At 43.7% G+C, this 23329-nt stretch carries 16 protein-coding genes and 1 tRNA gene; 7 read left to right on the forward strand and 10 right to left on the reverse strand.

The window, feature by feature from the left end; genetic code table 11:
• Window positions 1–32 precede the first annotated feature (32 nt).
• Complete coding sequence (locus H8S64_RS06595; RefSeq protein WP_099292534.1) at window positions 33–488, reverse strand: SPOR domain-containing protein; 456 nt, start codon at window positions 486–488, stop codon at window positions 33–35.
• Between the two features lie 355 nt (window positions 489–843).
• On the opposite strand from H8S64_RS06595, the gene H8S64_RS06600 reads away from it, so the two are divergent.
• A complete protein-coding gene (locus H8S64_RS06600) occupies window positions 844–1392 on the forward strand; it encodes an RNA polymerase sigma-70 factor (protein WP_099292535.1) in 549 nt (182 codons plus the stop codon).
• Window positions 1393–1542: 150 nt separating this feature from the next.
• Here H8S64_RS06600 and H8S64_RS06605 read toward each other — a convergent pair whose 3' ends face one another.
• From H8S64_RS06605 to H8S64_RS06640, 8 genes are all read right to left on the reverse strand, one after another.
• Window positions 1543–2622 carry a redoxin domain-containing protein gene (locus tag H8S64_RS06605; RefSeq protein ID WP_186975427.1) on the reverse strand — a complete coding sequence of 360 codons (1080 nt, stop codon included), beginning with the start codon at window positions 2620–2622 and terminating at the stop codon, window positions 1543–1545.
• Between the two features lie 84 nt (window positions 2623–2706).
• On the reverse strand, window positions 2707–4293 hold the full coding sequence (locus H8S64_RS06610) for a PKD-like family lipoprotein (protein ID WP_186975428.1): 1587 nt from the start codon (window positions 4291–4293) through the stop codon (window positions 2707–2709).
• Between the two features lie 16 nt (window positions 4294–4309).
• Window positions 4310–5125, reverse strand: a complete 816-nt coding sequence (locus tag H8S64_RS06615) for a DUF4843 domain-containing protein (RefSeq protein ID WP_186975429.1) — start codon at window positions 5123–5125, stop codon at window positions 4310–4312.
• Between the two features lie 6 nt (window positions 5126–5131).
• Window positions 5132–6622: a RagB/SusD family nutrient uptake outer membrane protein gene (locus tag H8S64_RS06620; RefSeq protein WP_186975430.1), complete on the reverse strand. Its 1491-nt coding sequence runs from the start codon at window positions 6620–6622 to the stop codon at window positions 5132–5134.
• Between the two features lie 17 nt (window positions 6623–6639).
• The gene (locus tag H8S64_RS06625; RefSeq protein WP_186975431.1) at window positions 6640–9966 is read right to left on the reverse strand and encodes a SusC/RagA family TonB-linked outer membrane protein; all 3327 of its coding nucleotides are present in this window, start codon (window positions 9964–9966) and stop codon (window positions 6640–6642) included.
• A gap of 87 nt (window positions 9967–10053) precedes the next feature.
• Window positions 10054–11238, reverse strand: a complete 1185-nt coding sequence (locus tag H8S64_RS06630; RefSeq protein WP_186975432.1) for a FecR family protein — start codon at window positions 11236–11238, stop codon at window positions 10054–10056.
• A 198-nt stretch (window positions 11239–11436) separates the two neighbouring features.
• Window positions 11437–11730: a helix-turn-helix domain-containing protein gene (locus tag H8S64_RS06635; RefSeq protein WP_186975433.1), complete on the reverse strand. Its 294-nt coding sequence runs from the start codon at window positions 11728–11730 to the stop codon at window positions 11437–11439.
• Window positions 11727–12062, reverse strand: a complete 336-nt coding sequence (locus tag H8S64_RS06640) for a type II toxin-antitoxin system RelE/ParE family toxin (RefSeq protein ID WP_186975434.1) — start codon at window positions 12060–12062, stop codon at window positions 11727–11729. The genes H8S64_RS06635 and H8S64_RS06640 overlap by 4 nt, the downstream gene beginning before the upstream one ends.
• Before the next feature lie 460 nt (window positions 12063–12522).
• On the opposite strand from H8S64_RS06640, the gene H8S64_RS06645 reads away from it, so the two are divergent.
• The 4 genes from H8S64_RS06645 (at window position 12523) to H8S64_RS06660 (ending at window position 18096) form a co-directional block, all read left to right on the forward strand.
• Window positions 12523–15072 (forward strand): S9 family peptidase, encoded by a 2550-nt coding sequence (locus tag H8S64_RS06645; protein ID WP_255469449.1) that lies wholly within the window; start codon window positions 12523–12525, stop codon window positions 15070–15072.
• Between the two features lie 64 nt (window positions 15073–15136).
• Window positions 15137–15619 (forward strand): CYTH domain-containing protein, encoded by a 483-nt coding sequence (locus H8S64_RS06650; protein ID WP_186975435.1) that lies wholly within the window; start codon window positions 15137–15139, stop codon window positions 15617–15619.
• Window positions 15620–15824: 205 nt separating this feature from the next.
• Window positions 15825–17855, forward strand: coding sequence for a transketolase family protein (locus H8S64_RS06655; RefSeq protein WP_186975436.1), 2031 nt, complete (start codon window positions 15825–15827; stop codon window positions 17853–17855).
• Window positions 17856–18023: 168 nt separating this feature from the next.
• A tRNA-Met gene (locus H8S64_RS06660) sits at window positions 18024–18096 on the forward strand.
• 67 nt (window positions 18097–18163) lie between these two features.
• Here H8S64_RS06660 and H8S64_RS06665 read toward each other — a convergent pair.
• Window positions 18164–18694 (reverse strand): GNAT family N-acetyltransferase, encoded by a 531-nt coding sequence (locus H8S64_RS06665; RefSeq protein WP_186975437.1) that lies wholly within the window; start codon window positions 18692–18694, stop codon window positions 18164–18166.
• Window positions 18695–18933: 239 nt separating this feature from the next.
• Here H8S64_RS06665 and H8S64_RS06670 point away from each other — a divergent pair, with 239 nt between their 5' ends.
• Together H8S64_RS06670 and H8S64_RS06675 are read left to right on the forward strand one after the other, a co-directional pair.
• On the forward strand, window positions 18934–20124 hold the full coding sequence (locus H8S64_RS06670; protein WP_186975438.1) for an efflux RND transporter periplasmic adaptor subunit: 1191 nt from the start codon (window positions 18934–18936) through the stop codon (window positions 20122–20124).
• A gap of 28 nt (window positions 20125–20152) precedes the next feature.
• Window positions 20153–23326 (forward strand): efflux RND transporter permease subunit, encoded by a 3174-nt coding sequence (locus H8S64_RS06675; RefSeq protein ID WP_186975439.1) that lies wholly within the window; start codon window positions 20153–20155, stop codon window positions 23324–23326.
• Window positions 23327–23329: the final 3 nt, after the last annotated feature.

The following is a 23329-nucleotide window of genomic DNA, read 5'->3' on the forward strand; positions in this document are numbered from 1 at the left end:
TCTTCTCCGCCACTCTTTTTATAGGGGTATTACTACTTTTTAGAAATCAACAACCAAGCATCCGCGAATTCCGGGTATTGCTCACGAATCCGCAACAATTCAGCCCGAGCGGGAGCCTCCTCGTCAAATCCGGCGATACTCACCCGACTCATTCCGGCTTCGTTCCGCATAATGATACTGGTATATCCCATTCCGTTCAGTTTATTCCGCAAATTGATAGCGTTATTTTGATCTCCAAAACTTCCCACTATCACGTTATAACGTTTCAAAACATCCCCGTGCGTCATGGTTACCTTCTCCTCTTTCGAAACAACCGGTTTCGTGTTCTCTTTCTTGGTGGTCGTAGTTTGGGTTGTGGCTTGCACATCCTCTTTCACAACAACATTTTCAGTTTCCTCCTCCTCGAAAGGTGGTGCGTACACACGTTTGTTCGTACCGCAACTGACAGTTATAAATGCCAATAATATTACAGATACAATAATTTTCATTTTTCCCAATTTTAAATGTTATCCAATTTTTTCTGTCTTTGAAAAAACAAAATTAATGATAATAACAACACTCCGATACATTTTTGAAATATTTTTCTATTCTCCGCCCTCAACCCTTCATGAATATCGCTAATCAAATAAAGTATAATTTCTTTATACCCAAAAGTTTCAAAAAACCAACGATTAATAACACTACAAATATAAAAGATATCTGGAAACTTTTACTTAAAATTATTTTTTATCTAATATTTTTATTCACAAGCAAGAACGCCTAAATATCTTAATGATTTTGTTATCATAAAAGAATCAAGAAGATAGGTGTTATTAATCGTTGGTTTAAAGATACGGCATTTATATGAGAGAGGAGTTCAATATCAACACTTTAGATCTAAATAATGATAAAGTATTTCATTATTTATACACCAAATATGCCACTACTTTGCGCTATTTTGCTGCAAAATACATCGAAGATGATACGATTATTGAAGACGTAATTCAAGATGCCTTTCTCAATCTCTGGGAAAAACGCCAAGAATTCAAAACAGAAAATACCATAAAAGCATACCTGTACAAAATCGTGCGTAGTTTCTCGGTTGACACCATACGCCGCAGAAATATAGCCAACAGGTATGCAGAACGTATCATCCGTGAAGAAGAAGATTACGATTTCTTTCTAGAGAATATTATAGAATCCGAGGTTTTCCAGATGATTCAAACGGCATTCAATCAACTCTCCCCTGCTTGTCGTGAAGTCTATCAATTAAGCCTTCAAGGAAAATCACACGAGGAAATCTCCCATTTACTCAATATCTCCACCAACACGATAAAAAAACACAAAAACAACGCCAACCATTACATGCGAGAACAACTGAAGCACATATTATCTATATTATTATACATTTGAATTTCACGAATGCATGCAAAACATTTTTATCTTTATAAAAACACGAAAAAAATGAATAACCAATTTCTCTGAATTTATTTCATTTTAGGGAGAGCCATTAATTATAAAAAATTGATATTCATAATTTTCGTGTTTTCATTATTCATTTTATTATATCTGTTTCACCAACATTTCAATCTCCTCCAAACTCGGGTTCTTTTCCAGCACCGCCCCATCCGGTGAAATCAAATACAATGTCGGGATAAATTCCACCTTATAATCGTCGCTCGTGTCGCTACCATTAATCTCTTTGTCAACGAGCAACTGCCGCCACAAGGGTTTATCTTCCTCAATGGCTTTCAGCCACTGGTCTTTCTTTTTATCACAAGAAATCCCGACCACTTCCACACCTAACTCTTGTAATCGAGGGTACTCCTTTTTCAACACTTTGGCTTTTGCCCGGCAGGGGGCACACCAAGAAGCCCAAAAGTCCACCAACAGGTATTTTCCCTTGTAGTCCGATAAAGACACAATATTTCCTTTCACGTCCGGCAATTTAAAATCCGGGGCTTGCCCTGTCAATTGTTTACTTTCCAACTCCTTGTATTTGTTCATGATTTCTTCCTTATCCTCGGATTCAGGCACCGTCCCCATCGCCTCGACAACTCGTTTAAACACTTTAAACTCCTGTTCAATCTTCCACATATTCTCCCGCACCAGCATCACGGCGATATTCGTTCCCTCGAACTCCTTAACAGCGTCTACAAACAAATCGTTTCCTTTCCGCCATAACAACTCGTTCTCTCTCATCACCAATTGCGTATCCTCTTCATTCTTAGCATCCCGATATTTTTGCTGCAAGAGTTGTATCTCCAGCATATTACTATCCAACTTTAATAAATGTTCAGACAGACGGGACTGTCCCGTTCTTGGATTCTTTGAAAATATATATTCATGTTCTCCCCGCTGTTCCCAATAATATTCCCCGTTTTCGGGATAAAAAGGAATAGCTTGTCCCCGCTCTCCTATTTTCAGATACAATACCTGATCCGTATCCTCGCCTTCGATTTTGAAGCTCCGGTCTTCCGTCACTACACGACGGGCTAACGTGTCCGCTCCACGCCCGTCACGGGTGAGAAGCAACACCTCTTTCCCGATACTTGCTTCGGGCAACTTTCCACTCAATGTATAATTTGGGGAAGTACAAGCTACCCCCAACATGCTCAACAAGCCAAAACATATAATTCTCATGGCACAATTATTAGAAATTAAAGGGGATATCACACGTTCCCATGAATATCCCCCACCAACATAGTTACTTACGAATTTATTTTATCAGAAAGATCCCGGAAAATAGTCTAAACTTTTCATGGACATTTTAGGAGAAACATATTGCATTTTCACCACCTTTCCATCCCCTTCAAAAACGTACTTCGGTTTCCCATAGGCTTTTCCACCCAACACCTCGTAAAGATATACTTTATATTTACCGGCTTTATGAGTAGCTATTACCAAATAATCAAAATTATGCTCTTTATCGTCCGTCCACATCCAATAGCGATTACTTATATAAGTGATTTCTTCCCCTGTCGCGAAATCCTGCGGTTGTAGTTCTTCTTCCGTGTTTAACTCCGTGTCATACATGTATAACTTATTGTTATTAACGAAATAGATAACCTTCGCCGTTAATTCATTGGAAGCATACAACGTGGCAGTATTCAACTTGGAAGTCGAAGCTATTTCCGTTACTTTTCTAATCGGATTATAAGGGGCATCATCCAACACCATATTATATAAATAATGTTTCCCGGTAACATCCGCATCTTCAAAGAGAGCGAACCCGGTATTGACATTCCCTACATAATTCCGGACGAAAGCTTTCAATTTATGCTTGATCCCGTTAGGAACATACTTTTCTTCCTCTTGGCTATCTTTTACATTATTCAATAAAGCACTCAAACCGCCATTAAAATCCAAGTAAAGGAATCTGTCTTTCAACTCGTCAAAATAGAAATAATAGAATCCCATAAACACACCGCCATTCTTATTCGGTTTCGAATCCTCTTCATCATTCACCATAGCCGGGAACCCGAATTTTCCTGCACCTAATAATTGCTCGGTAGCTGCCTGTGCCGAGAAATAGGCGCCTTGATCGGATATATACCCGACACCATACATATTCCGCCATACGTAATAAGGTTTTTCTTCCGGGGCCACTCCACTATGAAACATCGTGTTATGCGTGTAAACCGTACTCATGTCCTCCATATTGATTATCCGTACATCATTATCCGTGCAAATCGTCAAGGCTTTGGTTATAACATATTTTCCGGTTGACTCGTCAATAAAGCAATACACCGGATCAATTCCCAAACTAACCGGACTCGCGGGGAGTGCTTCCCCATCCTTTTTCTGTAAGATATCGGTAATTTTACTATTGTCCCACATGTGCAAATCGATGTCCGTCGAATTACCCATATCTTTAAGCAAATAAAAACCTTCCGAGAACTTGGTAATTACCGACAACGACATCACGTGATAGACATCCATCCCATTTCCCTTATTCGTGATCCGAAGAGTCAAGTCATAATAACCCTGATTCACGTTCACCGGAAAATCCAACACGCGTTCATAACCAATCGTATCCAACTCTATTTTTATAATCTGCGAGGTAGTACCAGAACCTTTCGTCAGATTCAATGTCCACAAATACTCGAACTCATCACCGGCACGGTCAGAAGTAACGGTAGGTTCTATGTGCAACACGTCTTGAAAAGCAATCTTGGAATAGCTTTCTTCCAAACCGGTCGTCGTAACTTTACTAATTTCGACGTAATCGTAATTCCCTTTATCGTCGTAGCATGACGAAGCAAATACGACAAGCACCAAAAGGGTTAATATATAGCTGATTTTCTTTTTCATAACCGTATTCGTTTTATTACATTTCATATCGAGAGAATCTAACTAACGTTCCTTCCGTTTCTCCGGGTTCCGGGGCTTCACGCAACGGTCCCAAGCCATCTTCTGCCCGACGGGCATTCTCTTCCGCCAACTTTCTGGTAAAAAAATAGAACCAATAATCAGTCAACCCCATATCTACACTATTAGGTTCACCAACCAGTGAATAAAAGAAATCGTCGTTCATCTTGATTCCCATGTCGGCAGTGGCATCTATCATGAACTGATGTTTCACTTTCCCGTATTTCCCGGCAAAGTAATAAGATGCATAAAAATTCCAATATCGAGGTTGAGTCAATATATCCGCGATGGTAATCACCTTCTCTTGCAATGTTGAATACCCCGGTTCAAAATTCTCATTACTACCAATCTTGATTCTCAATGTCACCTCTTTACTTTTCAAGGAAGGGTCACGCTTCAAAACAACCGGAACACGAGCCTCGTTCTTCCCGGCTGGAATCACGTAAAGCCCTTCCACGAGTGAATTATCAAACGCTATGTAATGCACATCCGCTTCGGCTTGATTTTCCCCCGTGCTCACTTGTTCCAAAACGAATTTACGCTCTTGATCCACGATATAGCCCATCGTCGTCACTTCCAACCACACGGTATCAAATACTTTTGTTTCCGGATCGTAAACAAAAGTACGGGGAATCAATGTATCCGATTTCGTGTATGCCTCGTACACGAAATTCAGTCGATTCGTGCTTTCCTTGTACACCTCCACTTCATCCTCGCAAGCGAACAAGACGAAGACAGGTAATAACAACATGGTATATTTCATCAATTTTTTCATAACTCTCTATTTTTGATTAGCATTATATTCCGTGGTAGGAAGAGGTGCAACATAATCCTGTTCTCCGACTTCCCGATCGGTTTTCCACAACATATTCTTTGTTCCCAGACGTTTGTAAATATAAAACATTTGTCCTTCGGCGAAAAACTCCCGACGATACTCGCGAACAATCTCTGTCATCACCTGTTCCTCTGTCAACGGGTTAGCCGCTACGCCTCTTGCCCTCATGTACTCGGTGTAAAGAGAATTTACATCGGATAAAGAAGTTGCCGACTCTATGGCTATCAAATACATTTCCGACAAGCGAATCAAAGGAATAACTTGCTTTTGAGAAGCCAGCTCCCCGATATCCGTGTTATCGTCAATCGTCGGTTGATTGTACTTCCGGGGAGTCGGTTTAATATTTCCCTGATTATCAGGATCTGTATTCCATACTTGAGCTCTATTATTAATAGAAGTCGATTGACCGGCAAAAATATCTTGCGTGAACTGCTTATCCGTCAAATATAACTTCAAAGGATTTGAATCCCTAAATAATTCTGTAACATTCTTTTCCAACTCATAATTACTCAAAGCAAGAATACATTCGGAAGGCAACGCGTAATTTTTCTTATTCATGTCCGCGGTACCCGCTAACGTCAACACCTTATTGCCCTTCTTATTCACTGCATTAATCACTTCCATGGCAGCCGCGTAAGCCTTCCCCTTATCTCCCGTGTACATGTACAACCTCGCCTTCATCGCTTTCATGGCATAATAATTAAAACGGAAACGCCTGTATCCTAAAAAGTCATCATCTAAAGTCACGTCATACTCTTTCGTGTTGGAAAAATTATCCAACTCCTCGTAAGTGTATTCAAACAACGGATCCCTATCCTTGAACAAAGCTTCCGCCGCGTCTATATCCTGAACGATAAGATTCACGAAATCCGAAAACGCGTAATACGGAATCGCTTCCGTCGAAACGGTTTTAGCGTAAGGTAAAGAAACCTGTTTCGTCGCGTTTTGAGGTATTTGTCCGAACAAACGCAAAATCTCCATGTGGCAAAAAGCCCGTATAGCCAACGCTTCCCCTTCCACCAAAGCACGTACATCCTCGTTCACGATAACCTCTTTCTTCTCCGGTATATTCTTCAATATAATATTTGCCTGTACTATAATATTATACAATTCCCCGTAAACAGTCGAAAAAAAATCTTTCGGGTAGTCTTCCTCGTAATTGAAATCCTTAAGTTTTCTTTCATTCCTGTAATTACTTTCACTCCATGTCCAATGCTGAGCCATAAACTCAATATCAGTAACCGTCAATCGTTTCCCGTACAAGTTCACGGAATTCATCTTAATGTAACAAGCCGTCAAGGCATTCTTAAAACCGTTAGGGGAATCAAACATCTCTTTCTCGTCCTTCTCCGTTTCCGGTTTCACGTCCAGCCAATCATTGCACGAGGACAACGACCAAGCCAGAAAGAACGTCACGCATATCAATATATTTCTCATAATAATATAACTTTAAATTAGAACATTAATGAAAGAGTCAGTGCCACCCGTCTAGCGAACGGGTAAGAAGTACCCCGTTCCCGCTTGATGGAAGATATATAGAATATATCCGACATATTGGCACCGATATTTATTGTTTCAATACTCCACTTTTTAAGCAAATAATCCGAATGCCAACGATACTGCACGCTCGCGCTTTGGAACTGGAACACCTTATCGTCCATCACGAATCGGGACGACGCTCTCGTCTTCGATGAACCGTATCCTTTAAACTCCTTGATTTCACCGGCTTTTTGCCACCTGTTCTTGTAAACTCTCTTGTCCACGTTATTTTTATATATCGTGGCATCGGTTACTTCCACCTTGCTCAACAAAGTTTCATTATACTGTTGCCCTCCCCATTGAAAAGCAAAAGAAAGGTTTACAGACAAATCTTTCCAAGAAAATAATGAACTCAGATTCCCGCGATACTTCGGCTCACTAACCCCGAAATAACGTTTATCGGAAGGATTCCATTTCTCCGTGATGTTTCCGTTTTTATCCAAAAATATCTCAGCTCCCGTGCTCGGGTCTATCCCCAAAGAAGGTACAGCCCAAATCGAATTTTTGGAATACCCCTCGTACAACAACTGATTCACATCCACATCCTGTGCCTTGTAAAGTTCCGTTTGCCGTTTTATCGCGGCGGACAGTTTCGTGATTTCATCTTTATTATACGCTAATTTTGTTGTCACAGACCATATGATCTCCTGTTGGGTATTCCTCATCAAATAACCGCTCAACATCACCTCGTAACCGACATTCTTCACCTCGCCCACGTTATCCACGAAAGAACTGAACCCGTTCGCTAGAGGCAAATCCATCTGTGAAAGCAAATTTGACGTCTTCTTGTTATAAATGTCAAACGAAGCGGAAACCCTGTTATCGAAAAGCCCCACTTCAACACCTCCATTGATTTGCTTCGTTACCTGCCATTTCAATTTTTCGTTACCAAGTCCCATCAATTCCGCGCCATTCCAAATAATATACCTTTTCCCGGTATAATAATTAAACGTCGACAACGCCTGATAAGACGAGAATTGTTGAGATCCGGTTTCCCCGTACGAGCCGCGCACCCTAAGGGTATTCACCACCCGATGATCCCGAAGGAATGATTCGTTATGCACGTTCCACCCGATTCCAGCACTCCAGAAAGGGGCAAACTTATTTTTAGTACCAAACAAAGAAGAACCGTCCACACGATAAGAGAAATCGGCAAAATAACGATTGTCATAAATATAATTCACGTTCCCGGTAAAACCGATACGCCGGGAAAGTTCTTCCGTTCCCTTCGGCACCCCATTCTTTTCATATTGCAACGCGTTAGACAAGAAATCAAGTTTTTCATCCGAGAACCCTTCCACGGTAAACTCGTAAAAATGATTTTTCCGTTGTGAAATGGAATAGTCAAATCCGGCGTACACTTGATGCTTTTCCGCGAAAACCTTAGAATAACTAAGCGTCGCGTTTCCATCTATATTCATATCCTCCCCGGTCCCGTAAACATACTTACCTTTCCGGAAATAGCTGTCACTACCGTTATACGTGTCAAATTCAGTATGGTCAGCCGGAAGATAATAGTCCGAAGTATTCGTTTGCTTTTGCAGTCCCAGTTGAGCCCTTAACTTTAACGCATTGGCAATATTCCATTCGATCGAGAAATTATTCGTGATAGTGGTATACTTCTTCTCGTTAATGGTATTCAAGTTCGCGTCATACAGCGGATTAGGTATATTAAGCCCTTTCTCTTTATACGTTTTAATGTATTGCCCGTTCTCATCTTTCGTCCTGTAATAAGGATTCATGTTCACGTAATCGGAAAACGTTCCGTACTTACTCTCCACCCCTTTATTGATATCAATAATGGTCTGATTCTTGAAAATAACATTTTTCAAGGTATAAGAAAGCGTCACGCTACCGCTGAAAGTATTTCTTTCGGAAGCCTTCATCGCTCCTTGAATCGTGTTATAGGATAAATTAGCCCCCCAGCGGAAAGCATCACCACCTCCTTCAAGCCGTAAATTATATTTTTGACCGATTCCGGTTCTCACGGGTTCACTCAACCAATAAGTATCCACGCCGCGTAACACATCCGAGTATAGCGTGTTGTACAACTCTTTCAGCTTCCTGTCACGCGTAACATCCTCCTCGTCGTCATATAATCCCACGATTCGTTCCAGTTCCAGTTTATCCCGGGCATTCAGCATATCATAAGAAGACAAATCCGGTATCTCTATATTGAGCCCCCCTTGGGCGTAAATTCTCAATTTCCCCCCTTGAGGAGCCTTTGTCGTTACCACGATGACACCGTTCGCCCCTCTGGAACCGTAAATCGCCGTGGCTGAGGCATCCTTCAGAATATTAATACTCTCTATTTCCTCGTCGTTGAAGTCCATCAATTTCTGCAACGATATCTCGAAGCCATCCATTATAACTAACGGGGCGTTCAACTGCTTGGATGCTTGTTGGTTCAATTCCTCCACGCTCATCGGTAAAGACGAATTTCCCCGGATATTGATTTCAGGTACCACGTTCGGGTTACTTCCCAGCGCGTTATCCATCACCACGTTGATCGACGGATCTATATTCCTTAAAGTAGCGAGAAGATTCTGTCCCTTGTACATCTTCAATTCCTTGGCAGACACGGACGTCACGGCACCCGTGTAACTTTCCTTCGCTTTCGTGAAGATTCCCGTAACCACCACGTCATCCAAAGTTTCGGAATCCTCTTCCATTTTCACGTCAATCTTCGTCTTGCCGGCGACAGCAATCTCCCGTGTCTTCATACCCACGAACGAGAATGACAACACTTGCTCTCCCTCCGCCGGAACATTCAATTTATAATTTCCGTCCGCATCTGTCGCCGTTCCTAAAGCCGTTCCTTTAATCATAATCGTCACGCCGGGCAAAACCTCGCCCCTCTCGTCCGTAACCTTTCCCGTGACGGTCTTCATTTTTTGATTCTCTTCCTTGGGACTCTCCTTCCTGATAATAATCGTTTTCCCGTTAATCTCGTAAGCCAGCCCCGTGCCTCTCAAACAATCGGTCAACACGGCATCAATAGCGGCATCTTTATAAGATACATCACGCCTTTTAAAAGCTTCCAAATTCACGTCCCGGTACACGAAATCATAGTCTGAAAGTTTCCTGATTTCATTAATAATCTCTTTAAGTGTTGCGTTTTTCAGACTGAAAGTCAGACTCTTGCCCTGCGAATACGCGTTCAGACTAATTTGAGTGGTAAACACCAAGAAAAGGAGGAATAAAAACCGCCTCTTCCCTACGACATTAAAAATTTTCTTCATAACTTTGTATTTAGAATTCAACAATTCCTCACGCTCTGTCAGCAGCAGAGTGTGAACGTAAAAAGTAGCGTTAGCAGCGCTGCTTTTTTATTTTACAATAACCGTTTTTCCTTTTATTTCAAACTTTATATCCCCTGTTTTTTCTATCAACTCCAAAACCCGGGTAAACACCTCGTGTTTTTTCATGTTCACCGAGAATTGGTACGAACGTGCTTCCTCCCGACTATAAAAGACATCAAACGCGTACCATCTCCCCAAATCATTCAGAATCTTCTCTAGCGGGCAATTATCATACATCAATCGTCCGTCTTTCCACGCCAGATACAGATCAATATCTACATCCTCCACCGATAGCACGGACTTCGACTTATCAAACCGAGCTTGTTCATTCGGGACTAGATTCACCTTATATCCCCCGGCACTCACGAGTACCTTGCCACTTTCCAGCGTGGTCTGTATCTCTTTTTCATCCTCGTATGCCCTTACCCCGAAAGTCGTTCCCAGCACGAGTATCTCCATTTGTTGAGCCTCCACGACAAATGGCTTCTTCTCATCTCTCTTTACTTGGAAATAAGCCTCTCCCGCCAACAATACCTTACGTTTATCTCCCTTGAAATTTACCGGGTAAGTCAACCGGGAATCCGCATTCAGGTACACGACCGTGCTATCCGACAACGTAAGTACATACTCTCCCCCTCTCGGAATCACCAAAGTATGATAAATCTCCGCGGTATCCCGTTCTGAAACATTCCCGTAAGTCAACGATTCATCGCTCACCGACAAGGATTCATTGGTCTTGACCAATTCATGACGTGAATTTTCGTTTTCCAAATCTACCTTGCTGCCATCCGGCAATATCAGAATAGCCCGGGAACCCGGTTGTGTAAAGTCATTATTCGCCAATGCAATCTCGTTCCCCGAACCGGACTTATCCCCCGCGTAATATAAAGCAAGCCCTCCGACCGACAACAGCAATATAATGGCACATGCCACCCTGTAAAACCACTTCACCCGTTTTACAGGTTCCATCCCACGCCGTTTCTTCATTTCTTCTTGTAAAATCTGCCAATCACGTGCGTTCTCTTCTTCCATCTTCACGAAACGGGATAAACTCTTCTCGATATGTTCCCCGGACAACATACGTTGAAAAAGAGCCTCGTGCCGGGAGGATTCCGCCCTCCATTCGGTCAATTCTTTTTCCTGTATCTCATCCGCTAATCCTTGGATGTGCAGGAATATTAATCGTGCAATATGTTCTTCTCTCTTCAGCATATTATTTTCGCTTTTATAACTAAAGCGATTTCATACGCGTTTGGTGTAATAAAAAAAGTGACTTTTTTTTCAACTTTTTTACGACTAACACGTTTTCAATAATTTACACTCCCGCTTAAAGAATTTGAATACATAAAAAACCTTCGGTTGTTCCGAAGGTTTTAATCTATGTCAAAAAAAAATTTAGCACCTCACAAATCATGAAACGAATTGAATATCAAAGTTGATTTTACCTCCCAACGCTTCCACGATTTGCACGATAGTTGAAATTGTCAAATTTCTTCCTCTCTCAATTTTAGATATTTGAGTCTTATCTTTCCCGACTAATTCAGCTAACTCGCTTTGAGTCATATTCCTTTTTAGTCGCATTTCTTTTATTTTAGCGGCAAGTATATCAGTCCTTAACTCCGCCTCGAACTTCTCCCGCCGCGGAGAACCTTTTGCTCCTATATACTTGTCTAACAATTCGGAGTGTGATACTAATTTTGTCATTTCATTATTGTTTCAAAATATTCTTTTCTCAATCTCTCTGCTTTCTCGATTTCTGCCCGTGGCGTTTTCTGTACTTTCTTTATCAACCCATGCGAACAAATCACGACAGCATCCCTAGTTTTATCCCAAAAAGCGAACAATCGATAACTCATACTATTATAAAGAGTCCGAAATTCCCATATCTCACCATCCAACTTTTTGAACAACTCTTGATTTTGAATTTCTTGTGCTTTAGATAAATTATACAAAACCTTATTTCTTGCTTTAGGCTCCAAACTATCAATAAATTCAAGAGCCTCCGGCATATATAATATCTCTTTTATTATCTTCATATTGGAACAAAGTTACAAAATAAGTTGCAATTTAATGCAACACACGCGCAATATTTTTTCAAATAGGATTAAAACATCTTTTATCAATACCTCAAATCATCCCCATAATATAAGTTTTCCTACCTTCACGGGTGGGTTTTGCCAGACTTTTGGGCGACTATTAGGCGACTTCGCCTACTTATAGCCCACACTTAGCCCACTCATCGCCCACGTTTTAACGAAGTATAAGTAAATTTAACCTCCACAATCCCCTTTTCTCCTGTACCTTTAAACAATCAATCGACAGTGAACACGGGAGCATAGGGATGTGTCCGTTGATAATCAAGGGATATTATCGCCCATGTATCCTATTTTGATGATTCACGCGATGAAAATCATAAATCTGGAATCATAAATCTAATATTTAAAATCTATTCCATACTTTTGCACGAACGAGTTCAAAATAACCAAATACGATAAAATGAGAAAATTAATCTTTTTGTTCATGATAGTCTGCTCGTTCCGTTTGCAGGCGCAGACTATCGGGGAATGGCTGGCTCTCCCGCCCGTTCCCGTGGAGATGCCTGCATTCGGGAGCGTGAAGAACGTGGAAGGCAAGACATTCACGTCGTCACAATTATTGACATCATCCGTGTTTAATATCGAGAATTTCACGCCGGAAGCCGACTTGCGGGAATTGCAATTCCACTCGTTGGTATGGCAAGAAGCCGCGGTGAACGAAGGCGTGGTAACTTCCGGGTACACGGGCAATACCCCGGCAATCGTCGTGAGTGCCGTTTATGCCGCCAACACACAATGGATGAGCGGGAAACTGGAATTCAATTTCCACGGGGATGCCGAAGTGTATGTCGACGGGGTGAAGAAAATCACTTACACGGGACACAACGGCACGGAAGCCGCGAAACGGGATTGTTCCCTTGAATGGGTTCCGGGCAAGCACGTCATCATCGTGAAAAGCCTCGCTACCGGCAATAACGATAAACTCTTCTCTGCCAGCTACACCGCCGACGCCGCTTTCTCGGAAGCCCCGGTTCATTTTACCCTTTCCCCGAAAAGAGGTAAAAATATCTTGGACGTGCTGAACGGGAAACGGGTAGAGAGAATTCAAATTTCTCCCAGCGGGAAATATCTCCTGATGTCGGAAAACGATATCATCAACGGTAAAAACAGTCGCATGACGAACGTGTACCGCCTTGCCGACAAGGAAGTCGTGTACTCGTTCTACGGGAATGACGCATCCTCGCTGACTTGGATTCCCGGACAGGACAAACTCTCGTTCCTGTTGAAAGAAGGAAACGGTAATTCCCTCTATACTTACGATATCGAATCCCGTGAACAAAAACGCCTGTTCAAGGCGGACCGGAATATCAGTTCCTACAACTGGTCGCCCGACCGTAGCTATCTGGTATATTACAAAACCGAAAACTACACGGAAAAAGAGTGGGAATTGCGTAAATTAGACGGTATCGAGGATAGACAGGCATACTACCGTAACCGTTATTTCCTGTGCAAATATGACCTCGGCACGGGTATACACACCCGCGTGACTTGGGGTAACCAAACGACCTCTATGATGGATATCAGCCATGACGGGAATTATATCCTGATTGGCACGAGCAGACCGGACTACAACGAGTATCCCTACCGGAAACAATCCGTGTACATGCTGAATGCCCGCACTTTCGAGGTGGACACGCTTTGGGAAAACCGTTTGCAAGATATACAATGTTCATTCTCGCCGGACGATTCCCGATTGTTAATCAGTGGTTCTGCCGACGCTTTCGGCAAACTCGGCGTGAATATCGCCAAAGGACAAATGGTCAACGGGTACGATACCCAATTGTTCATTTACGACTTGAAGACCAAAGAGGTAACCCCTATCACGAGAGATTTCAACCCGAACGTGACAAATTACGTTTGGCACAAGGACGGTAATATTTACATCGTTGCCGAGGACACGGACTACATCCACCTGTTCCGCCACGGGCAAGACGGCAAGATAACGAAAATAAATTGCCCGGGTGACCTCGTGCAAAGAATCAGTCTGGCAGAAGACGGCAATACCGGGGTATATACCGCTTCCGACGCGAGTTACCCGACACGGGTTTACACGCTGAACCTGACAGACCTGAAAGCACGGGAATGGGCTAACCCGCAAGGCGAGCAATACAAGAATATTGAATTCGGGCAAGTGAAAGACTGGGATTACGTCTACAAGAAAGGTACCACTATTGACGGCCGTTACTACCTGCCTGCCGATTTTGACCCGAACAAGAAATACCCGATGATTGTATATTATTACGGTGGTACATCCCCCGTGGAAAGAACTTTCGGCGGAAGATGGCCTTTCAACCTGTACGCGGCGAATGGCTATGTTGTTTACGTGATGCAACCCTCTGGTAGTACCGGATTCGGGCAAGAATTTTCCGCGCGCCACCAGAACAACTGGGGTAAAACCACGGCTGACGAAATCATCGCCTGCACCAAAGCTTTCATGAAAGCACATCCTTTCGTGGACTCCAAGCGGGTCGGATGCATGGGTGCTTCCTACGGTGGTTTCACGACCATGTATTTGCAGACCCGCACGGATATCTTCGCCTGTGCCATCTCTCACGCCGGCATTTCATCCGTGTCAAGTTACTGGGGTGAAGGATACTGGGGATACAGTTACAGCACAAATGCATCGGGACATTCCTTCCCGTGGAACCGCAAGGATATCTACGTGGACCAAAGCCCCCTGTTCAACGCGGACAAAGTAAATACCCCTATCCTGTTATTACACGGTACTGCCGACGTGAATGTACCCACGGGCGAAAGTATCCAGTTCTACACGGCATTGAAACTCTTGGGCAAAGATGCCGAGTTGGTGCTAATCAAAAACGCCGACCATGCCGTGGTAGACTACAACCAACGCATCATCTGGGGTAACACTATCATGGCGTATTTCGCCAAATACCTGAAAGGCGAACCCGCATGGTGGGAAAACATGTACAAGGATAAGAATTTATAAATTCCGTGATTCGGTGATTATCGATTTGGCAATCACCGAATCTTTCTATTAAATAATGAATAAAATGGGATTAGAAATAGAACGCAAGTTTCTGGTAAAAGGAGATTACAAGACCGACGCGTCAAAATCTACCCGAATCACGCAAGGGTATCTCTCCTCGGTTCCGGAGCGTACCGTACGTGTCAGACTCAAAGGGAATAAAGGATACCTTACCGTCAAAGGCGCCGGAAATGAATCCGGGGCCAGCCGATACGAGTGGGAAAAAGAAATCCCCGCGGAAGAAGCAAAAGAATTATTGCAACTTTGTGAACCGGGAATCATCGACAAAACCCGCTATCTCGTTCCCCACGGGAATCATCTTTTCGAAGTCGATGAATTTCATGGGGCAAATGCCGGATTGGTACTCGCGGAAATTGAACTGGCAAACGAAAGCGAGCATTTCGAACACCCCGCATGGTTAGGCGAAGAAGTTACCGGCGACGAAAGATATTACAATGCCATGTTGAGTAAAAATCCTTACACGAAGTGGAATACGTTAGGTTCATAAAGTTTATAAGGTTCATAAAGTTATAAGAATTACGGGTGATTTTATCGGCAAAAAAAGCTGACGTAGACAAAGCGCCCCGCGGGGGTCTATAAACCTTTTAAACCTTACAAACCTTATGAACTTTATGAACTATAAGACTTTGAATTCCCAAGTGAAAAACATACCTTTGCCGAAAATTAAAAATTATCATCAAAAAAATACAGGCATGGAGAAAATCCTTAATCGAGCAGCGGACAATATCCGCGTTCTTTCAGCTTCTATGGTTGAAAAAGCTAAATCGGGTCACCCGGGCGGAGCCATGGGTGGTGCTGATTACATTAACGTGTTGTATTCTCAATTCTTAAACTTCGACCCAGATGATATGACATGGGCAAACCGTGACAGGTTCTTCCTTGACCCGGGACATATGTCGCCGATGTTGTATTCCATGTTAAGCCTGATTGGCACGTACAGCATGGAAGATTTGAAAAACTTCCGTCAATGGGGTAGCGTGACTCCCGGTCACCCGGAAGTGGACCACAAACGAGGCGTGGAGAATACTTCCGGACCTCTCGGTCAAGGTCATGCCATGGCTGTAGGTGCCGCTATTGCAGAGCGTTTTCTGGTTGCCCGTTTCGGGGAATGGATGGCTCACAAGACTTACGCGTTTATCTCCGACGGGGGTATCCAAGAAGAGATATCTCAAGGTGCCGGACGTATTGCCGGAACGCTGGGATTGTCCAACTTAATCATGTTCTACGACGCCAACGAGGTACAATTATCCACCCGCGTGAACGAAGTGACTTGCGAGGATACTGCCGCCAAATACAAGGCTTGGGGCTGGAATGTGCTCACGATTAACGGGAACAACGCCAGGGAAATTATAGCCGCACTGAAAGCCGCTAATGAAGAAAAAGAGCGTCCCACGCTGATTATCGGTAAAACCTTGATGGGTAAAGGCGCCATGGGACCCAATGGGGAAGATTTCTCCGATAAAGTATCCACTCACGGGCAACCTTTAACGGGTGCGGGAGCTTCTATCGAAAAGACAATCGAGAACTTGGGCGGTAATCCTCAAAATCCATTCGTGATATTCCCGGAAGTAGCCGAGTTCTACGCTAAAGTACTTGACGAGAAACGGGCTTACGCGAAAGCAAAGAAAGCAGAACAAGCAGCATGGGAAAAAGCAAACCCGGAACTGGCAACTAAATTGCATAAATTCTTATCCGGTGCGGCTCCCGAGATTGATTACAAAGCTATTCAACACAAACCCAATATCGCTACTCGTGCCGCATCGGCAGATGTACTGGTAGCATTGGCTCAACAGGTGGAAAACATGATTGTATCATCCGCAGACTTGAGCAACTCGGACAAAACGGACGGGTTTATCAAGGGTGGTGCACGTGACCTCGTGAAAGGCGATTTCAGCGGAGCCTTCTTACAAGCGGGTGTTGCCGAGTTGACGATGGCTGTTATTTGCAACGGTATCGCTCTCCACGGCGGGATACACGTGGCTTGCGGAACTTTCTTCGTGTTCTCCGATTACATGAAACCGGCTGTACGTCTTGCCGCATTAATGGAATTACCGGTAAAATACGTATGGTCGCACGATGCCTTCCGCGTGGGAGAAGACGGACCGACACATCAACCGATAGAGCATGAAGCACAATTGCGCTTGATGGAGAAAATGGATAACCATTCCGGTAAAATGAGTTTACTGGCATTACGTCCGGCTGACGCTGCCGAAACCTCTGTTGCATGGAAAATGGCCATGGAAAACACCTCCACTCCTACCGCGTTGATTCTTTCCCGTCAGAATATTACCGATCTCCCGGGGAAAGACCGTTACGATGAGGCTTTACAAGCCGAGAAAGGTGCTTACGTGGTATGTGCGACTGCCGAGAACCCCGACGTGGTACTAATCGCTTCCGGTTCTGAAGTTTCTACTTTGGTCGAGGGAGCAAAACTACTCCAAGAGCGCAAGGGTATCACTTCACGTGTCGTATCCGTGATTTCAGAAGGATTGTTCCGTCATCAGGATAAATCGTACCAAGAACAAGTAATCCCCGCTGACAAACCTAAATTTGGCTTGACAGCAGGATTATCCGTTACACTGGAAGGATTGGTCGGTTGCAACGGTCGTATCCACGGTGTAAATCACTTCGGGTATTCCGCACCCGCAAAAGTACTCGACGAGAAATTCGGGTTCACAGGTGAACACGTGTTCAACGAGATTTGCGAAATGTTGGGCAAATAACCCACAACCCACTCTATATCAAAAGGAATAGTTTGAACTATTCCTTTTTTTATACCTCATTCCTTCCTTTTAATTTTATTTATTCTAAAAAAAAGCAGAAACACTTGCATGTATAATAAAAACATACTATCTTTGCACACGCAAAACGGTGATAGTTTTGACTAACATTGCGGGATGGAGCAGTTGGTAGCTCGTTGGGCTCATAACCCAAAGGTCGTCTGTTCGAGTCAGGCTCCCGCTACAAAATAAAGGATCGAGAAATTGATCCTTTTTTCTTTTCTCTAAAGAAACAAAAATAACAAAACATATCATCTATAATTGTCCCTATAAATCACCTGTTTTATCCGTTCGATAAATTCCTGCAAACGCTCTGTCCGGTGATTCCCCATGATCCATAAATTACCGGCATCACGCTCATCCCGGTATGACGGCTGTATATAAGATTTATCCAGTATCTCGTAACCATTTCGCTCGTAATATTTCACCCGACGGGTGGTCATTTCATCCATGGTGGGTTCCACTTCAAGCAAACGTAAACCGCTCAAATGTTCCGTGATATAATCCAGCACCTGCTGTCCGACTTTCAGGTTACGCATTTGGCTAAACACGGCAAGATGCTCCATGTAATAAAAATCATGCAAGTCCCAATAAATAAACAATCCTGCCAGCGTATCGTCACACTCTATCGCGTTGAAATGCATCTCCGGTTTTTCAAGAATCAAGCGTTGCAATTGCTTGATATCCCTTCTTTCATTTTCCGGGAAAGCCTCCTCGTAAAGCGGTATCAATCTTTGTAACCGGATATCCCCGGGTTCTGTTATTCTTATCAAGTTCATCATCACGTTTCCATATAAAATATTTACAAATATAATAATTCTCTATCAAGTTTAAATTTCCCGAACCCAATTTTATGTTATCACGTATCATCAATGTGTAAAAATATTTAACTGCCCTCTTCTGCAGGTCTTTTTCGCAAAAAGAGCAAAAAATAATTTTTTATCACATCAATTTGGTACGGCGTTTGCCTATTTAGCGCAAAATATATACAAGATTGAACACAATTAAATAAAGACAGTATATGAAAATGCAAAAGTCAATGATTACTTTATCTCAACGATTCTTTGGAATCGCATTGGGGATAACCCTTTTTGCTTGTGGAGGTCAACAGCAAGGTCAACAAGCCGGAGCACCGGAATACGCCGTAATGACCATTGAAACAAGCGTGTCTAAGTTGAACAACGCTTATCCGGCAACAATCAAAGGGCGGCAAGACGTGGAAATTCGTCCGAACGTGAGTGGATTCATCACGAAATTATGCGTGGATGAAGGAGCGGTAGTGAAAAAAGGGCAAACCCTGTTTGTCATTGACCCCGTTCAATACGAAGAAGCTGTCAATGTAGCTCGTGCGGCAGTGAACGTAGCCAAGGCAAACGTGGCAACCGCGGAATTAACAGCGAAAAACAAAGAGAAACTGGCAGAGAAAAATATTATCAGTTTGTACGAACTGCAAATGGCGAACAACACGCTCGCCTCACAAAAAGCTGCCCTAGCCCAAACGGAGGCTCAATTAATCAACGCGGAGAAAAACCTCTCTTACACGAACGTGACGAGTCCTTCTAACGGGGTTGTCGGGAAAATACCTTTCCGCGTGGGAAGTCTTGTAAGCCCGAGTTCTGTTACAGCCTTGACCACGGTTTCCGACAACTCGGAAATGTATGTCTACTTCTCCATGAATGAAAAAGATATCCTCAAATTGACGCGTGAAAGCAACGGGGCTACTCAAGGTGCCTTGAATCAAATGCCGGCAGTGGAACTTCAATTGATCGACGGTTCCATTTACAATGAAAAAGGTAAAATCGAAACTTTAAGCGGAGTTATCGACCAGACAACCGGAGCAGCCAGCGTGCGAGCTACTTTCCCGAACCCGAACGGCATATTGCGTAGCGGAGGGTCTGGAGTAATCTTGCTACCTGAAGAAGATGACAAGGCCATTATTATTCCCCAAAAAGCAACCATGGAAATACAAGACAAGAAATTCGTGTTCGTGGTAAACGACAGTTCTATCGTGAAAATGACAGAGATAAAAATCCTTCCCGTGAACGACGGAAAAACTTACGTGGTAACCTCGGGGCTTAACACGGGAGACCGTATCGTGGTAGAAGGAGTCGGAACGACCGTGAGAGACGGAATGACCGTAAAACCCATTACCGTGGCAGAGGCCACCGCTAAACGTCAGCAGGTTATCGCCCAACAAGGCTCCAAGCACTAGAACCACGCACTAAAATGAATGAGAAATTATGAAATTAGATAGATTTATAAAACGTCCCGTACTCTCTACGGTTATATCCATTATCATCGTGATCTTGGGTATACTGGGGTTGGTATCCATTCCCGTAACCCAATACCCGGATATCGCTCCCCCCACGATACACGTGAGCACTACTTACACGGGCGCAAATGCCCAAACGGTACTGAACAGTGTCATAGCCCCGTTGGAAGAACAAATCAACGGTGTAGAAAACATGATGTACATGACATCCACCGCCACCAACACCGGAGAAGCTACTATTGACGTGTATTTCAAACAAGGTACGGACTCCGATATGGCGGCAGTGAACGTGCAGAACCGCGTAGCGAAAGCACAGGGATTCCTGCCTGCCGAAGTTACTCAAGTCGGAGTTATCACGAGCAAGCGGCAAACGAGTATGTTGCTGGGATTTACTGTCTTTAGCTCGGATGATAAATTCGATGAAACCTTTCTACAAAACTACGTGAAGATTAATCTAATCCCCCAGATTCAACGTGTACCCGGCGTGGGTGACGCCATGGTGCTGGGAGCCGATTACTCCATGCGTATCTGGTTGAAGCCGGACGTGATGGCTCAATACAAACTGATGCCTTCGGATGTAACCGCCGTTCTGGCAGAACAGAACATCGAAGCAGCCCCGGGGCAGTTCGGGGAAAATGGAGATCAATCTTTTCAATATATCATGAAATACAAAGGTCGTCTACAAACGACCGAAGAATTTGAAGATATCGTAATTCGTGCCACGTCCGACGGAGAAATCCTTCGACTGAAAGATATAGCCCGCATCGAACTGGGAGGTTTGAGTTATGGTTTTGCCACCCGTTCAAACGGGCACCCGGGAGTAACGGGTATGATTTTCCAAACTGCAGGTTCAAACGCCACGGAAATTATCAATAATATCGAGGCCTTACTGAAAGATGCCTCCAAGGATTTTCCCCCGGGTGTGGAATACAGTATTCTGTTGAACGCAAATGATTTCCTGTTTGCCTCCATCCACGAAGTGCTGAAAACCTTGATCGAAGCATTCATCTTGGTATTCCTCGTTGTATTCATCTTCTTGCAGGACTTCCGTTCCACGTTAATCCCTGCCATAGCGATACCCGTGGCGTTAATCGGTACGTTCTTCGTGTTACAATTAATCGGGTTCAGTATGAACTTGCTGACTCTTTGCGCGCTCGTGTTGGCCATCGCCATAGTCGTCGATGATGCTATCGTCGTCGTTGAAGCGGTACATGCCAAACTCGACCAAGGGTATAAATCACCTCTTAAAGCTTCTATCGATGCCATGAGTGAAATCTCCGGTGCTATCGTATCCATTACCCTCGTGATGATGGCCGTGTTTATCCCGGTGAGTTTCATGACAGGTACTTCCGGAACCTTTTATCGTCAGTTCGGTCTGACCATGGCTGTTGCTATCGGTTTGTCGGCAATCAACGCACTGACATTGAGTCCTGCCTTGTGTGCCATATTTCTGAAACCGCATGATAAAAATAAACAAGGGCATAAAAAAGGATTGATCAATCGTTTCCATACGGCATTCAATACCGCTTACGACGTAACTCTCGAGAAATACAAAAAAGGTGTCAATTTCTTTATCAACCACAAGGTTATCAGCTTTATAAGCGTTGCCGTAAGTATTGTTATATTGATTCTCTTGATGAGGTCTACCCCATCAGGTTTAGTACCTAACGAAGATACCGGAACCTTCTTTGCTATTGTAGACCTCCCTCCTGCCACTTCTTTGGAAAGAACACGGGCAGCACTGACTCAAGTGGACAGTTTGATTGCAAGCAACCCGGCTGTCGACGGACGCACGGAAGTTGCCGGTTATAGTTTCATTGCCGGGCAAGGTAGTTCCTACGGAACATTTATATGCCGGTTGAAACCTTGGGACGAGCGCGGTAAAGGCGAAGATATTAATAGTATTATCGGACAACTCTACATGCAAACGCAAGGTTTGATAAAGGATGCACGGGTACTTCTATTCGCACCTCCCATGATTCCGGGTTACAGTATCACGAACGGTTTCGAGTTCAACCTGCAGGATAAAACCGGAGGTAGTCTGGACGACTTTTATAGCGTGGCACAAAACTTCCTCGAAAAATTGAATGAACGTCCGGAAATTGCCACCGCACGAACCTCTTTCAACCCGAACTATCCCCAGTATATGGTAGACATCGACGTGGCCAAATGTAAAGAAGCGGGACTAACCCCGAATATGTTACTAACCACGTTACAAGGATACTACGGTGGTATGTACGCCTCCAACTTCAACCGTTTCGGTAAACTATACCGGGTAATGATACAGGCTGATGCTAATTTTAGGGTCAATCCCGAAACACTTAACCAAATCATGGTCAGAAACGGAAACGAAATGGCTCCCATCACACAGTTTATTACCTTACGGAAAATATACGGCCCGGACAACATCAAGCGTTTCAACATGTTTACCGCCATGAGCGTGAATGGCTCTCCTGCCGACGGATACAGTTCCGGACAAGCCATTCAAGCTATACAGGAAGTCGCCGCAGAAACCTTGCCCACGGGATATGGTTTCGAGTATTCCGGCATGACCCGTGAAGAACAAAATTCCAGCAGCGGTACGACAGCCATGATCTTCCTGCTCTGTCTAGTATTCGTTTACCTGTTATTAAGTGCACAATATGAAAGTTACATATTACCTTGGGTAGTTATCCTGTCCATACCGTTCGGGTTGATGGGTAGCTTTATATTCGCTAAATTCATGGGTGTCGAAAACAATATCTATTTGCAGATATCATTGATCATGTTGATCGGGTTGCTGGCAAAGAACGCCATTTTAATTACCGAGTTCGCCTTGGAACGCCGGCAATCCGGCATGAGTATCGTCTCCGCTGCCGTGTTGGGTGCTTCTGCCCGTCTTCGACCGATTTTGATGACCTCATTGGCTTTGGTTATCGGATTGTTGCCGTTGATGTTTGCCAGTGGCGTGGGAGCCAACGGTAACAGTACCTTAGGTACGGGAGCCATCGGTGGTATGTTTATCGGTATGATTTGTCAGATATTCGTGGTACCGGCATTATTCGTGGCATTCCAATACTTGCAGGAAAAGATCAAACCGATCGAATGGCATGACACGGATAACTCCGAACTGGAATCTGAAATTGAACAATACACAAAATAAAGA

It is taken from the genome of Butyricimonas hominis (assembly GCF_014287455.1).
Taxonomy (GTDB): domain Bacteria; phylum Bacteroidota; class Bacteroidia; order Bacteroidales; family Marinifilaceae; genus Butyricimonas; species Butyricimonas muris.

Coding starts and splice junctions, on each gene's coding strand:
- H8S64_RS06675 (WP_186975439.1), top strand. CDS start 20,153: ATGAAATTAGATAGATTTATAAAACGTCCCGTACTCTCTACGGTTATA.
- H8S64_RS06670 (WP_186975438.1), top strand. CDS start 18,934: ATGAAAATGCAAAAGTCAATGATTACTTTATCTCAACGATTCTTTGGA.
- H8S64_RS06655 (WP_186975436.1), top strand. CDS start 15,825: ATGGAGAAAATCCTTAATCGAGCAGCGGACAATATCCGCGTTCTTTCA.
- H8S64_RS06610 (WP_186975428.1), bottom strand. CDS start 4,293: ATGAAAAAGAAAATCAGCTATATATTAACCCTTTTGGTGCTTGTCGTA.
- H8S64_RS06640 (WP_186975434.1), bottom strand. CDS start 12,062: ATGAAGATAATAAAAGAGATATTATATATGCCGGAGGCTCTTGAATTT.
- H8S64_RS06620 (WP_186975430.1), bottom strand. CDS start 6,622: ATGAGAAATATATTGATATGCGTGACGTTCTTTCTGGCTTGGTCGTTG.
- H8S64_RS06645 (WP_255469449.1), top strand. CDS start 12,523: ATGAGAAAATTAATCTTTTTGTTCATGATAGTCTGCTCGTTCCGTTTG.
- H8S64_RS06625 (WP_186975431.1), bottom strand. CDS start 9,966: ATGAAGAAAATTTTTAATGTCGTAGGGAAGAGGCGGTTTTTATTCCTC.
- H8S64_RS06595 (WP_099292534.1), bottom strand. CDS start 488: ATGAAAATTATTGTATCTGTAATATTATTGGCATTTATAACTGTCAGT.
- H8S64_RS06635 (WP_186975433.1), bottom strand. CDS start 11,730: ATGACAAAATTAGTATCACACTCCGAATTGTTAGACAAGTATATAGGA.
- H8S64_RS06650 (WP_186975435.1), top strand. CDS start 15,137: ATGGGATTAGAAATAGAACGCAAGTTTCTGGTAAAAGGAGATTACAAG.
- H8S64_RS06630 (WP_186975432.1), bottom strand. CDS start 11,238: ATGCTGAAGAGAGAAGAACATATTGCACGATTAATATTCCTGCACATC.
- H8S64_RS06615 (WP_186975429.1), bottom strand. CDS start 5,125: ATGAAAAAATTGATGAAATATACCATGTTGTTATTACCTGTCTTCGTC.
- H8S64_RS06600 (WP_099292535.1), top strand. CDS start 844: ATGAGAGAGGAGTTCAATATCAACACTTTAGATCTAAATAATGATAAA.
- H8S64_RS06665 (WP_186975437.1), bottom strand. CDS start 18,694: ATGATGAACTTGATAAGAATAACAGAACCCGGGGATATCCGGTTACAA.
- H8S64_RS06605 (WP_186975427.1), bottom strand. CDS start 2,622: ATGAGAATTATATGTTTTGGCTTGTTGAGCATGTTGGGGGTAGCTTGT.